At 70.0% G+C, this 12,667-nt stretch carries 13 protein-coding genes; 11 read left to right on the forward strand and 2 right to left on the reverse strand.

Annotated elements, in window-relative coordinates:
• The first annotated feature begins 42 nt into the window (after positions 1–42).
• The 9 genes from pqqA to FDZ84_RS00625 all read left to right on the forward strand — a co-directional run bounded on the left by pqqA (position 43) and on the right by FDZ84_RS00625 (position 6,684).
• Positions 43–186, forward strand: coding sequence for a pyrroloquinoline quinone precursor peptide PqqA (pqqA, locus tag FDZ84_RS00585; protein ID WP_168584234.1), 144 nt, complete (start codon positions 43–45; stop codon positions 184–186).
• A gap of 143 nt (positions 187–329) precedes the next feature.
• The gene (pqqB, locus tag FDZ84_RS00590) at positions 330–1,226 is read left to right on the forward strand and encodes a pyrroloquinoline quinone biosynthesis protein PqqB (RefSeq protein ID WP_168584235.1); all 897 of its coding nucleotides are present in this window, start codon (positions 330–332) and stop codon (positions 1,224–1,226) included.
• Positions 1,223–1,933 (forward strand): pyrroloquinoline-quinone synthase PqqC, encoded by a 711-nt coding sequence (gene pqqC / locus FDZ84_RS00595; RefSeq protein WP_168584236.1) that lies wholly within the window; start codon positions 1,223–1,225, stop codon positions 1,931–1,933. The genes pqqB and pqqC overlap by 4 nt, the downstream gene beginning before the upstream one ends.
• Positions 1,930–2,211, forward strand: coding sequence for a pyrroloquinoline quinone biosynthesis peptide chaperone PqqD (gene pqqD, locus FDZ84_RS00600; protein WP_168584237.1), 282 nt, complete (start codon positions 1,930–1,932; stop codon positions 2,209–2,211). The genes pqqC and pqqD overlap by 4 nt, the downstream gene beginning before the upstream one ends.
• The gene (pqqE, locus tag FDZ84_RS00605; RefSeq protein WP_168584238.1) at positions 2,204–3,295 is read left to right on the forward strand and encodes a pyrroloquinoline quinone biosynthesis protein PqqE; all 1,092 of its coding nucleotides are present in this window, start codon (positions 2,204–2,206) and stop codon (positions 3,293–3,295) included. The genes pqqD and pqqE overlap by 8 nt, the downstream gene beginning before the upstream one ends.
• A 281-nt stretch (positions 3,296–3,576) precedes the next feature.
• Positions 3,577–4,110: a MarR family winged helix-turn-helix transcriptional regulator gene (locus FDZ84_RS00610; RefSeq protein ID WP_168584239.1), complete on the forward strand. Its 534-nt coding sequence runs from the start codon at positions 3,577–3,579 to the stop codon at positions 4,108–4,110.
• The gene (locus tag FDZ84_RS00615; protein ID WP_168584240.1) at positions 4,034–4,843 is read left to right on the forward strand and encodes an ABC transporter ATP-binding protein; all 810 of its coding nucleotides are present in this window, start codon (positions 4,034–4,036) and stop codon (positions 4,841–4,843) included. The genes FDZ84_RS00610 and FDZ84_RS00615 overlap by 77 nt, the downstream gene beginning before the upstream one ends.
• Positions 4,803–5,624 (forward strand): ABC transporter permease, encoded by an 822-nt coding sequence (locus FDZ84_RS00620; RefSeq protein ID WP_168584241.1) that lies wholly within the window; start codon positions 4,803–4,805, stop codon positions 5,622–5,624. Before FDZ84_RS00615 ends, FDZ84_RS00620 begins: the two co-directional genes overlap by 41 nt.
• 310 nt (positions 5,625–5,934) lie before the next feature.
• A complete protein-coding gene (locus FDZ84_RS00625; protein ID WP_168584242.1) occupies positions 5,935–6,684 on the forward strand; it encodes a bifunctional 2-polyprenyl-6-hydroxyphenol methylase/3-demethylubiquinol 3-O-methyltransferase UbiG in 750 nt (249 codons plus the stop codon).
• Between the two features lie 96 nt (positions 6,685–6,780).
• Here the strand turns inward: FDZ84_RS00625 and FDZ84_RS00630 are convergent, their stop codons facing one another.
• Complete coding sequence (locus FDZ84_RS00630; RefSeq protein WP_168584243.1) at positions 6,781–8,403, reverse strand: UDP-N-acetylmuramoyl-L-alanyl-D-glutamate--2,6-diaminopimelate ligase; 1,623 nt, start codon at positions 8,401–8,403, stop codon at positions 6,781–6,783.
• Positions 8,404–8,644: 241 nt separating this feature from the next.
• Here FDZ84_RS00630 and FDZ84_RS00635 point away from each other — a divergent pair, with 241 nt between their 5' ends.
• Both FDZ84_RS00635 and FDZ84_RS00640 read left to right on the forward strand, forming a co-directional pair.
• Positions 8,645–8,854 carry a heavy-metal-associated domain-containing protein gene (locus FDZ84_RS00635; protein ID WP_168584244.1) on the forward strand — a complete coding sequence of 70 codons (210 nt, stop codon included), beginning with the start codon at positions 8,645–8,647 and terminating at the stop codon, positions 8,852–8,854.
• A gap of 244 nt (positions 8,855–9,098) precedes the next feature.
• Complete coding sequence (locus FDZ84_RS00640) at positions 9,099–11,387, forward strand: cation-translocating P-type ATPase (protein WP_168584245.1); 2,289 nt, start codon at positions 9,099–9,101, stop codon at positions 11,385–11,387.
• Between the two features lie 318 nt (positions 11,388–11,705).
• On the opposite strand, the gene FDZ84_RS39880 is transcribed toward FDZ84_RS00640, so the two are convergent.
• Positions 11,706–12,635, reverse strand: a complete 930-nt coding sequence (locus FDZ84_RS39880; protein WP_168584246.1) for an STAS domain-containing protein — start codon at positions 12,633–12,635, stop codon at positions 11,706–11,708.
• Between the last annotated feature and the right edge of the window lie 32 nt (positions 12,636–12,667).

Raw genomic sequence — 12,667 nt, forward strand, 5'->3', positions numbered from 1 at the left:
TCCCGGATGCGGGCCGGACATCCGCAGGGAGGAGGTGCAGTCATGGAATCCGTTGCAACTCGGCCAACTCTTGAATGGGAGTCGCCCGAGTTCGCCGAAGTCGACTGGGAGCCACCGGAGTTCGAGGAGCTCCAGTGCACATCCGAAGTGACGATGTACATGTACGTCGCGCGATGGGAGGACTAGCGGCCGGAGGACCAGCGGCTGAGGCACGGGCGCCGGGGTCGAGTCCGGCGCCCGGGTCGTGATTCTTTTGGGCTGTGATAGCAACCCAAAAGAATCACGACCCCGCTCGGCACTGGTGCCGAATGCACGGGCGGAGGAGCGGAATGTGGGTGCGGGTGCTCGGATCGGCAGCGGGCGGCGGCTTTCCGCAGTGGAACTGCGCCTGCCCGAACTGCCGCGCCGTCCGCGACGGTTCCCGGCCCTGCCGGCCGCGTACCCAGTCGGCGATCGCGGTGAGCGGCGACTACCGGAAGTGGTTCCTGTTCAACGCATCTCCCGATGTCCGGACCCAGATCGAGGCCTTCGCCGCCCTGCAGCCGAGCGGCGAGCGGGCGACACCACTGCGCGCGGTGCTGCTCACCGATGCCGAGATCGACCACACGCTCGGCATGTTGCTGTTGCGGGAGGCGAAAGCCATCGAGCTGCACGCCACGCCCGCGGTGCAGGAGACGTTGTGCGATGGGACAGCAGTGCTGCGAACGCTTGAAGCCTACTGCCAGGTCACCTGGCGACCGGTCGTTCCGGGCGCCGACGTGCGCCTGGATGGCGGGCTTTCCTACCGGGCCTTCGACGTCCCCACCAGCAAACCGCCCCGCTTCGGGGCAGGCCGCGAGCAGGGACGGGTCGTGGGCTACCGGCTGACCGACGAGTCCAGCGGCCGGGCGGTCGTGTACCTGCCGGGGGTGCAGGAGCTCACCGCCGAAGTGCTCGCGGAGCTGGATGACTGCGGCTGCCTGCTCGTCGACGGGACCTGCTGGCACGACGACGAGCTGATCCGGCTCGGCCTGGCCCGGAAGACGGCGCGCGACATGGGACACCTGCCGATCGGGGACCCTGGGGGCAGCCTCGAACAGCTGTCACCGCTGCCCATCGAGCGCAAGATCTACATCCACATCAACAACACCAACCCGATCCTGCTGGACGACGCACCCGAGCGGCGTGCCCTCGAGCAGCGCGGCATGGAAGTGGCCGCGGACGGATTGGAGGTGCGAGTGGCGTGACGACGCTTACCGACACCGGCAGCTTCACCGCGCAGCTGCGCGCCCAGTCGCGGCGCTACCACGACCAGCACCCGTTCCACGTCAAGATGAACGAGGGGCGGCTGAGCCGTCGGCAGATCCGGGGATGGGTGGCCAACCGCTTCTACTACCAGGCGAACATCCCCCGCAAGGATGCCGCCATCCTCGCCAACTGCCCGGATCGCGGAGTGCGCCGGCGATGGGTCCTGCGAGTCCTCGACCACGACGGCACGGCTGGCGACGAAGGCGGCATCGGCGCCTGGCTGCGCCTGGCCGAGGCGGTGGGGCTGGCCCGGGAGGAGGTGCTCGACGAGCGCCATCTCGTCCCCGGGGTACGGTTCGCCGTCGACGCGTACGTGAACTTCGCCCGCACGCGGCCGTGGGTCGAGGCGGTGGCGTCCTCGCTGACCGAGCTCTTCGCGCCGGACCTGATGGCCGACCGGCTCGCCGCGTTCGAACGCCGCTACCCCTGGATCGACCGCGACGGCCTCGGCTACTTCCGGTCCCGCCTCGCCCAAGCGCCCCGCGACGCCGAACACGCCCTGCAGGTGGTGACCGAGCACTGCCGCTCGGCCGACGAGCAGGCGCGCGCCGTGGCGGCGCTGTCATTCAAGTGCGAAGTGCTCTGGAGCATCCTCGATGCCATCGACCAAGCTTTTCCCGACTCCGGCGATGCGGGAACGCTATGAGCACGGCAGTGGAATCGGCGAGCCGCCCCAGGATGGCGTCGTACGTGCGCCTGGTCTTCGACCAGGTGCGCGAGCGGCACATGCTGTTGGCACCGGAGTCGGTGTCGGTACTGAACCCGACCGGCGCGGCCGTACTGGGCCTGTGCGACGGGCGGCGGACGGTCGCCGAGATCGTGGCCGAGCTGCGTGGCCAGTCCGACCACCTGGCATGCGACGAGGTGCTGGGCTTCCTCAGCCGCCTCGCCGCCAAGCGGTACGTGGAGGTCGACGATGACTAGCCCCTTCGGTTTGCTGGCCGAGCTCACGTATGCATGCCCGCTGCACTGCCCGTACTGCTCCAACCCGCTCAACCTGGCCGACTACGGGGAAGAACTGACCACGGCGCAGTGGCAGCAGGTGCTGACCGAGGCCCGCGAGCTGGGTGTCGTGCAGCTCCACATGTCGGGCGGCGAGCCGCTGCAGCGCCGGGACGTGGTGGAGATCGCACGCAGCGCCAACGAGTTGGGCCTGTACACGAACCTCATCACGAGCGCGATCGGCCTCTCACCGCGCCGCGCGGAACAGCTGCGAGCGGCCGGTCTCGACCACGTGCAGATCAGCATCCAGTCCCACGAGGCGACCGTGTCCGACAGCATCGCGGGCACGCCCTCCTTCGAGCGCAAGGTCGCGGCGGCACGGCTGGTGAAGGAGCTGGGCTGGCCGCTGACGTTGAACATCGTCCTGCACCGGATGAACATCGACCGCATCTCCGACATCATCGCCCTGGCCGAGCGACTGCACGCCGACCGCATCGAGTTGGCGAACACCCAGTACTACGGCTGGGCCTTGCACAACCGCTCCGCGCTCCTGCCCAGCAGGAAACAGATCGATCGGGCGGCGGCCGTCGTACGCGCCGCGAACAAGCGCCTGGAGGGGAAGACGACGATCATCTACATCCTGCCCGACTACTACTCCCAGTACCCCAAGCCCTGCATGGACGGTTGGGGACGGCGACAGCTCACCGTGACGCCCAACGGCGACGTCCTGCCCTGCCCCGCCGCGCACACCCTGCCGCTGCCGCGCGCGAGCGTGCGCGAGAAGTCGCTCGCCTGGATCTGGGCGGAATCGCCGGTGTTCCAGCGCTTCCGCGGCACCGACTGGATGCCCGAGCCGTGCCGGAGCTGCCCGCGCCGCGAGATCGACTTCGGCGGCTGCCGCTGCCAAGCGTTCCTGCTCACCGGGGACGCGGCCCGCACCGACCCGGTCTGCATCCTCTCGCCGGACCACGAGATCGTGGCCGACGCGGTGCGCGCCGCCAACGAGGAGACGAGGCCCCTCGCGGAGGCCCTGACACCACGCCCGCACCCGCGAGACACCCGGTAGAGAGGTGGTACAGGTAAACCAGGTACTCGCCGGAGGCTGACGGCCCGTGAGTGTTTTTGGGTGCCATAGCACCCAAAAACACTCACGGGCCCTGACGCGGCGAGAGCATCGACGATCTCGAAGCGACCCTCAAGGCCAACGGCGCGTCCATCACCACGCCGAACACCGCTGGCCCCACCGGGCGCCTGCAACTTGAGTTGCGCCTGTTTCATCCTGGCCTATCCGCAACGCGATAACGCGCATTTGCGCGAATACCTCTCAATGCGAGGTAACGTTGTCGTGTGGGCGATGTGGACGCGCGGGTCGTCGCCGACGAGCTGATGACCGTGATCGCGGCGCTGCGGCGGACAGTGCGCCGTAGTCTTCGCGCCGAGCTGCCGACGCCAGACCTGCGGGGTGCCCAGGTCGAACTGCTGCGGGTCGTCGAACAGCAGCAGGGCATCAGCGTGACCGCCGCCGCCCTGCAACTGCGGATGGCGGCGAACTCCGTCAGCACGTTGGTCAACCAGCTTGCCCGCGTCGGCCTGCTGCGCCGCGACACCGATCCCGACGACCGCCGCGCGATCCGGCTGCACCTGACCGACACCGCCGCGCACCGGCTCGCGGCCTGGCGGCAGGCGAGAACCGGCCTCGTCGGCGATGCGCTCGCCGAACTGTCCACAGCAGACCAGAAGGCCGTTGCCGGTGCGCTGCGCGGTTTGCACGCGCTGGTCGAGGCCCTGGAAGGAGGTGGCGCCGATGACCGAGCGGATGGCCGTGCGATGCAAGGGTCTGCGGCACGCGTTCGGCGACCAGATCGCGGTCGACGGGGTTGATCTGGACGTGCGGCCCGGCGAGGTGTTCGGGTTGCTGGGACCCAACGGCGCGGGCAAGACCACCACGATCCGGGCGATCACCACGCTCCTGCCCACCAGGGCGGGAACGGTCGAGGTCTTCGGCGTCGATGTGGCGCGCCACAAGCTGGCGGCGCGACGACTGATCGGCTATGTGCCGCAGCAGCTTTCGGCCGACGGGTCGCTGACCGGGCGGGAGAACGTCGCGCTGTTCGCCCGGCTCTTCGACGTCCCCCGAGCGCAACGGCGATCGGTGGTGCGTGCCGCGCTGGGCGCGGTCGGGCTCGCCGATGCCGCCGAGCGACTGGCCAACACCTACTCGGGCGGCATGGTGCGCCGCCTGGAACTCGCCCAGGCGCTCGTCAGCGGGCCGAAGCTGCTGGTGCTGGACGAGCCGACGATCGGCCTCGACCCCATCGGGCGGGAGAGCGTGTGGGACCGGATCCGCGAGATCCGCGCCGAGACCGGCATGACCGTGCTGGTGACGACGCACTACATGGACGAGGCGGACCAGCACTGCGAGCGGATCGCCCTCATGCACCGCGGGCGGATTCGCGCGCGCGGCACTCCGGCGGAGCTCAAGGCCGCCGTGGGGCCGGACGCCACGCTCGACGACGTCTTCCGGACGATCAGCACCGACGCCTTCGGCGCCGGAACGGGGGAAGGGATGCGAGATGTCCGCGCGGCTCGACGTACTTCCAGCCGCCTCGGTTGAACCGGTGCGGCGCAGCCTGCCGGGCCTGCTGTTGGCGCGGGTGGCGGCGATGTGCCTGGTAGAGCTGCAGAAGTTGCGGCACGACCGGACCGAGCTGCTCACCAGGGCCATCCAGCCCGCGCTGTGGCTGCTGATCTTCGGCGAGGTGTTCACCAGGCTGCGGGCGATCCCCACCGGGAACATCCCGTACCTGGACTACCTGGCGCCGGGGATCCTCGCGCAGTCGGCGCTGTTCATCGCGATCTTCTACGGCATCCAGATCATCTGGGAACGGGATGCCGGCGTGCTGGCGAAGCTGCTGGTCACGCCCACGCCGCGGGTCGCCCTGGTCACCGGCAAGGCGTTCGCCGCCGGGGTGCGCGCGCTGGTGCAGGCGCTGGTGGTGCTGATGCTGGCCGCGCTGCTCGGCGTCGGCCTCACCGCCAACCCGGTGAACCTGCTCGCGATGGCCGTGGTGGTGGTCCTCGGCTCGGCGTTCTTCTGCTGCCTGTCCATCACCATCGCGGGACTGGTGCTGTCCAGGGATCGGCTGATGGGAATCGGGCAGGCGATCACGATGCCGCTGTTCTTCGCCTCCAATGCGCTGTACCCGGTCGATCTGATGCCGGAATGGCTAAAGGTGGCCAACTATGCGAACCCGCTCGGCTACGAGGTGGACGCGTTGCGCGGCCTCCTGATCGGCACGCCCGCCCACCTGGCGCTGGACTTCGCCGTCCTGGTCGTCGCCGCCGGCACCATGATCAGCATCGCCTCGGCACTCCTCGGCCGCCTGGCCCGGTGAACGGCCCCGGGGACAAGACTTCCGCCGATTTCGCGCGAAATCGCCGCACCTGACGCGTGCACGATGGCGATTTCGCGCGAAATCGCCACACCCGACGCGTGCACGATGGCGATTTCGCGCGAAATCGCCGCACCCAACGACGTCCAGGTGCCGGCCACGACCATCCGGAATAGACCACCAACCTTGGGCTGCCCGAATTCCGCGTGGGAGGTTGCGCCGCGACGACTAGCACCAACCCGGCCCACGACTGTTGCAAAGCAGTTGCAACTAGACTCTGGCGGTAGCGCCGACATGAGAAGGGAAGGTCCCGGTGAGCAACAACCGTCGAGCAGCACTCGATGCGGTCCGAGCCAACTGGAATCGACGGGCGGCGGGGTACGACCGCTTCTACCGGGACTACACGCAGGACAAACGCGATGCGTGGCGCGCGGCCTACGAGAAGATCCTCGGCGAGCTGTTCGCGCGGCGCGACGAGCCACTGAAGGTCCTCGACGTCGGCACCGGGACCGGGTTCCTCTCGACGCTGCTGGCCGAACTCGGGCACCACGTGACCGCGATCGACCCGTCCGGCGCGATGCTCGACTACGCCCGCGCCGAAGCAGACCGCCGGGGCGTCGAGGTGCGGACCATTGCCTGCGGCGCTCACGACGTCGCGAGGCTGGACACCGAGTTCGACCTCGTGACCGCGCGATACGTCCTGTGGACGCTGCCCGATCCGGTCGCCGCGCTGCGGACCTGGCGCGAGGTCATCACCCCCGGCGGCGGCCTGCTGCTCGCGGACGGGCTCTGGCACACCTGGCGGCACGACGGCCGCCGGCTCGCCGCATCGCTGCGGCCGGGCGGCGACCACCAGTTCCTCTGGCAACTCCTGCACGACTACGCGCAGATCGGCAACGCGACGCCGCACTGGGCGGGCCTGACCCTGGATCGCACGCGGGCGCTGTTCGCCGCAGGCGGATTCCAGAGCGGTACTCGCCACGACCAGCTCCTACCCGAATACGCCCACCCCGTCAGCGCGGACTTCTTCATCCTGGGAACGCGACCTGCACGACTTCCATGACACCAATCACTTCCGTGCCAGAAGCGAGAAAAGCGATCGTCCATTGTGGACAACGAGATCCACAAGACCCGGGAAGCAAGGATGCCGACCTGCCGCTCAGCGACATTCGCCCCGGGACTCCCCTGAGCGCCGCCAGCCAGGGTGCGCAGATCTCATTCGCGGCACGCCCGTTGGCGCGGCCGAGTTCGGCCGGGATGCTGCGGGGCGGCGTGACCAGCCCTTGTCGGCCAGCGCGGCTTCGGCCACGGCGACGTCACTGAAGGGGTGCTGGATCCCCTCGACGGTTTGGTACCGCTCGTGGCCTCGCCCGGCGATGAGCACCACGTCACCGGGCTCGGCGCGCTCGATCGCAGCGGTGATCGCCTTCCACCGGTCGCGCTCCACCACGATCGCCGCCCCGGCACGGCCGATCGTCCCGGTGAGCATCTGGGCGATGATCTCCTCGGGCACCTCGTCGTGGGGATCATCGGCGGTGAAGATCGCGCTGTCGGCGGTCAGCGCGACGCGTCCCATGTCGGGGCGGTTGAACCGGTCCCGGTTTCCCGCGCTGCCCACCACCAGGTGCACCCGGCCCCGGCTCGCCCGGCGCGCGGTGGCGATCAGCTGGGTCAGGGCGCGCGGCGTGTGCGCGAAGTCGACCACCACCTGGAACGGCTGGTCGGCGTCCACCCGCTGGTAGCGGCCGGGTGGCGGGGCCGCGCCCAGCCCGACCACTGCGTCCCGCCGCGACACCCCCATCAGCCGGGCGGCCGCATAGGCGGCGGCCAGGTTCGCGGCCTGGCCCACGGCGGGCGTGGCCAGCTCCACCCGGTCGACGCCGTCCTGGACGACGACCCGCAGCTCATCAGAGGTCGAGGCGACACGCACGTCCGCCTGCCCGGCTCGCCCCACGGTCACGGTCGGCACCTTCGCCTGGGCAGCCAGCCGCTTCCCCCACGAATCGTCGATGTTGATCACCGCCCGGCGGCAGCAGTCCGGGGTGAACAGGGCCGCTTTGGTCGCGTAGTACTGCTCGACGGTGCCGTGGTAATCGAGGTGCTCCGGGCTGAGGTTGGTGAACACGGCGACGTCGGCCGTCACGGCGTCGGTGCGGTGCTGGTCAACGGCGTGCGAGGATACCTCCATCCCCGCCGCCTGGACTCCTTCCGCACGCATGCGGCACAACGTCCGCTGGAGCTCCGCGGCGCCGGGCGTGGTCAATGCCGCCGGGCTGCGCGCCCCGGGCATCCTGGCCTCGACCGTGGAGACCAGGCCGGTGCGGTAGCCGGCGGCGGCGAGCGCAGCCTCGATCAGGTGCACCGTGGTGGTCTTGCCGTCCGTTCCGGTCACGGCGGCGACGGCCAGCGCATCTGCGGGATACCCGTGCACCGCGGCGGCCACCGGTCCCACCGCCGGCCGCACGGCGGGCACCCGCACTTGGGGCACCGGCGCGTCGACGAACCGTTTCACCAGCAGCGCGCTGGCCCCCGCCGCCACCGCATCGTCCACGAATGCGTGCCCGTCCCGCTGCGTTCCGGGCACGGCGCAGAACAGCGCGCCCTGGCGCACACACCTGCTGTCGTCGGTGACGTCCAGGACGTCGGCGTCCCCGCGCAGCTCGGCCCCGGGGAGGTCCCGCGTGGCCTTCGACAGGCTGATTCCTGCGTGCTGACAACCGCATTCCATGTCGCACCCGTCAACTTCCCGGACGTCCACCGTCGCCCCGAGACGTGGCACCATCCGTCACCCGAAGCGCCGCTTCGGCCGCGCTGACTCGCGTCAGGTAAGCAGTGTCGACCCGCTGCCGCCGGTCCGCGAGTCGCCCGGATGGCAGCGCGGTTCCCGGCTGATCGGTTGTGGGCACTGGAGAAACGGGAGTGGCAGCTGAGGTTCCGCTCCACTTTGACTACATTACCCCCCTAGGGTATAAATGAGGTGTCGGCCGCCGGACCGACGACGAGTCAGCGGAAGGGAGGTCGACGTGATCGAGGCCAGCTACACCGTGACCGGCATGACCTGCGACCACTGCGCGCGGTCGGTGACCGAGGAGGTCAGCAAGATCAACAAGGTCTCGGGCGTGTCGGTGAGCCTGCCCACCGGTGCCGTGACCGTGCGCAGCTCCGAGCCGGTGAACGACGCCGACGTGCGCGCGGCCGTCGAGGAAGCCGGTTACGAACTGGCCGCCAGGTAACGAGCGCCACCCAACCCGAGGACCGCCGTGTTCGCCGCCTTCACACCCAGCGGAGACCGGACCTCGGCGCCTCCCCACCAACGATGGGCGCACACGCCGGGCCTAGCATCGCCTTCGACCTCGAGATGCCATCCGGCGCCATGGAGACGCACCAGGTCCGCGCCGCGGAAATCGCAGTCGACGCGCAGCAGCCGGCGGACGGGCCGCGGGGCCCCGCCGACGACGGCCACGCAGGAGAACCCCGATGAGCACTGGGACGAGCCCCACCGCAGAGATCGAACTGGCCATCGGCGGCATGACGTGCGCGTCGTGCGCCAGGCGCGTCGAGCGGCGGCTCGGCAAGCTCGAAGGCGTCACGGCCACGGTCAACTACGCCACCGAGAAGGCCAAGGTCGCCTTCCCGGAAACGCTCGATCTGCAGCAGCTGGTCGAACAGGTCGAGGCGGCCGGCTACACGGCCGAACTGCCCCTCGAACCGGCGGCCGAAGCCGAAGACCCGACGAAGTCCTTGCGGAACCGGCTGCTCCACTCGGCCGTGCTGTCGGCTCCGGTGATCGCGTTGGCGATGATCCCGGCGCTGCAGTTCACCAACTGGCAGTGGATCTCGCTCGTTATCGCCACGCCGGTCGTGGCGTGGGGCGCGTGGCCGTTCCACCGTGCCGCCTGGACGAACCTGCGCCACGGCGCGGCCACCATGGACACCCTGATCTCCTTGGGCACGCTGGCGGCCTACGCGTGGTCGCTCTACGCGCTGCTGTTCGGCACCGCCGGCACCCCCGGCATGACGCACGGGTTCGAACTCACCATCCAGCGCATGGGCGGCGACGGGAACATCTACCTCGAAGTAGCGGCCGGGGTCACGACGTTCATCCTCGCCGGGCGCTATTTCGAGGTGCGCTCCAAGCGCCGGGCGGGTGCCGCGCTGCGCGCGCTGCTGGAGCTCGGCGCCAAGGACGTCGCGGTGCTACGCGACGGCGTCGAGGTCCGCATCCCCACCGATCGACTCGCCGTCGGCGACCGGTTCGTGGTCCGCCCCGGGGAGAAGATCGCGACCGACGGGATCATCGAGGAGGGCAGCTCCGCCGTCGACGCGAGCATGCTCACCGGCGAATCCGTGCCGGTCGAGGTCGCCGCAGGTGACGCCGTAGTCGGCGCCACCGTCAACGCGGGCGGGCGGCTGGTCGTCCGCGCCACGCGGATCGGCGCGGACACCCAGCTGGCCCAGATGGCCAAGCTCGTCGAGGACGCCCAGAACGGCAAGGCCGCCGTGCAGCGGCTGGCCGACCGGATCTCCGCGGTGTTCGTCCCCATCGTGATCCTGCTGGCGCTCGGGACGCTGATCTCCTGGCTCGCCACCGGTGCCGGTGCCGCCGCCGCGTTCACCGCCGCCGTCGCGGTGCTGATCATCGCCTGCCCGTGCGCGCTGGGCCTGGCCACGCCGACCGCGCTGCTGGTCGGCACCGGGCGCGGCGCGCAGCTGGGCATCCTGATCAAGGGTCCGGAGGTGCTGGAGTCGACCCGGCGCATCGACACCGTGGTGCTGGACAAGACCGGCACCGTCACCAGTGGACAGATGTCGCTGGTCGCCGTGCACGCCGCGGACGGGATCGACGAGGAAGCGGTGCTGCGCCTGGCAGGTGCGGCCGAACACGCGTCGGAACACCCGATCGCCAAAGCGATCGCGCGAGGGGCAGCCGAGCGAGTGGGCGAGCTTCCGGCCGTCGAGGAGTTCAGCAACGTCGAAGGACTCGGCGTGCAGGCCGTCATCGACGGCCGCGCCGTGCTCGTCGGACGCCCGGCGCTGCTCGCGCAGTGGAGCCGGCCGCTTCCCGCCGAACTGGTCGCGGCGCAGACCAAGGTTGAGAAGCAGGGCCGGACCGCCGTCGCGGTGGCATGGGACGGTGCCGCCCGCGCCGTATTGGCGGTCGCCGACACCGTCAAGCCGACATCCGCAGCGGCCATCGCCGGACTGCGCAAGCTCGGCTTGAAGCCGGTCCTGCTCACCGGCGACAACGACACGGTGGCGCGCGCGGTGGCGGCCGAGACCGGTATCGACGAGGTCATCGCCGAGGTCCTGCCGCAGGACAAGGTCGACGCCGTCAAGCGGCTGCAGTCCGAAGGTCGCGTGGTGGCGATGGTCGGTGATGGCGTCAACGACGCCGCCGCCCTGGCCCAGGCCGACCTCGGCCTGGCCATGGGCACCGGCACCGACGTGGCCATCGAGGCCGGCGACCTGACCCTGGTCCGCGGCGACCTGCGCGCGGCGGTGGACGCGATCCGGCTGTCCCGCCGGACACTCGGCACCATCAAGGGCAACCTGTTCTGGGCCTTCGCCTACAACGTGGCGGCCCTGCCGCTTGCGGCGGCTGGGCTGCTCAACCCGATGATCGCCGGTGCCGCGATGGCGTTCAGCTCGGTGTTCGTGGTCGGCAACAGCCTACGGCTGCGCCGCTTCCGCAGCACCAGCACGACCGGACCGATGCCCGGAACCGAAGCGAGCGAGCCGGTTCCGGCTGCGGCACGTCGAGACTGATCCCCTGTGCCCGGTCTCGCGACGTCTATCCGCAGCCGAAAGGACTACCGATTTGAACACTCGTCCGTCTACAACGGACGCACCAGCGAGGACCGGTGCACGCGAGCCTGGAAGCCGCGCTGCACCGCTGCTGCCACCAGCTCATCCCCGCGATCAGGGCCGGAATCCGGAATCGGGGGAAGTTCGGCGAATCGGCCGTGGAACTCACGTCAACCGCCCTGGCCGCTTGCCAACGCAAACCGCGGAAATGACGTGAACGCAGCGGCCCGGCTAATTAGGTGCGCGAACAGCCACATCGCCCATGGCTGCGGCAAAACCCTAGTCGGCGGACCTTCGCGAGCTCGAAGCCGTCTCGTGTTCGCCTGCGTCCGCCGCCGGCTCGAGCCCCGCTCCGTTGGACGTCGCTTGCTGGAGTTCCTGCAGCGCGGCGGCGGGGTCGCGGAACAGTGCCGGGTTGCGCTCCCAGTGCGCCAGTTCCAACTGGGTCAGGTTGCGCACCACGACCACCTCGTCCACCTTGACCAGGAGCACCGATCCGATCTGCACGATGGCGCGCGGGGTGTTCGACAGCGACTGGATCAGCCCCGCCACCGCGGCTCCCTGCGCGGCATCGACCTCGGCCTGCTGGCGGTCCAGCAGGCGCAGGTCCAGGGCCCGGCTGAGCTTGACGAACTGCTCCTCCTTCGTCGGCAGCTGCCCCGAATTCTTCAACCGGATCAGGAACTCGCCGAACCACGACCCGACCACGGGCGGGAAGGCGTGGGCGAACTCCAGGCCGAAGGCCTCGACCACTCGTTCCGCCGCGTCCGCCACGGCCTGGTGATCCCGCTCGTCGCTGAGGTAGATCCGACCGGGAACCCAGTGCCAGCCGATGGTTTCGGCATCCGGGTCCGGCTGCGCGGCCAACGCCGCGCGGTCCACGAGCAGGGCCCGGGCCGAGGCCACGTCGGGCACGATCCGGAAGACCCTGGTCAGTCCCGTGATCCGGAAGATCTTGAGCAACCGCTCGGTACTGCACACCACGATCAATTCACCGCCGCGAGCGCGCGCCCGCTTCAACCCGCCGACCAGCACGCCGAGCCCGGTGCTGTCCAGGAAGTCCAGCCCGTTCAGGTCCACAACCAGCCGGACCTCGTCGCCGCCCAGCGCATCGACGAACCGCTCCCGCAGGCTGGGCGCGGTGTAGACGTCGAGCTCACCGGCCACCTCGACCAGGATGATCCCCTCGGACAGCCTGACGTTGGTCATCCCGAGTTCCACAGCGCCTCCCTGAGCAGTCT

This window comes from Saccharopolyspora sp. ASAGF58 (assembly GCF_012277335.1).
Lineage (GTDB): Bacteria > Actinomycetota > Actinomycetes > Mycobacteriales > Pseudonocardiaceae > Saccharopolyspora > Saccharopolyspora hattusasensis.

What these genes read in the sequence shown, in the direction of transcription:
- pqqE (WP_168584238.1), top strand. Translation starts at nt 2,204, where the DNA reads ATGACTAGCCCCTTCGGTTTGCTGGCCGAGCTCACGTATGCATGCCCG.
- pqqA (WP_168584234.1), top strand. Translation starts at nt 43, where the DNA reads ATGGAATCCGTTGCAACTCGGCCAACTCTTGAATGGGAGTCGCCCGAG.
- pqqD (WP_168584237.1), top strand. Translation starts at nt 1,930, where the DNA reads ATGAGCACGGCAGTGGAATCGGCGAGCCGCCCCAGGATGGCGTCGTAC.
- pqqB (WP_168584235.1), top strand. Translation starts at nt 330, where the DNA reads ATGTGGGTGCGGGTGCTCGGATCGGCAGCGGGCGGCGGCTTTCCGCAG.
- FDZ84_RS39880 (WP_168584246.1), bottom strand. Translation starts at nt 12,635, where the DNA reads ATGACCAACGTCAGGCTGTCCGAGGGGATCATCCTGGTCGAGGTGGCC.
- FDZ84_RS00615 (WP_168584240.1), top strand. Translation starts at nt 4,034, where the DNA reads ATGACCGAGCGGATGGCCGTGCGATGCAAGGGTCTGCGGCACGCGTTC.
- FDZ84_RS00630 (WP_168584243.1), bottom strand. Translation starts at nt 8,403, where the DNA reads ATGGTGCCACGTCTCGGGGCGACGGTGGACGTCCGGGAAGTTGACGGG.
- FDZ84_RS00620 (WP_168584241.1), top strand. Translation starts at nt 4,803, where the DNA reads ATGTCCGCGCGGCTCGACGTACTTCCAGCCGCCTCGGTTGAACCGGTG.
- FDZ84_RS00640 (WP_168584245.1), top strand. Translation starts at nt 9,099, where the DNA reads ATGAGCACTGGGACGAGCCCCACCGCAGAGATCGAACTGGCCATCGGC.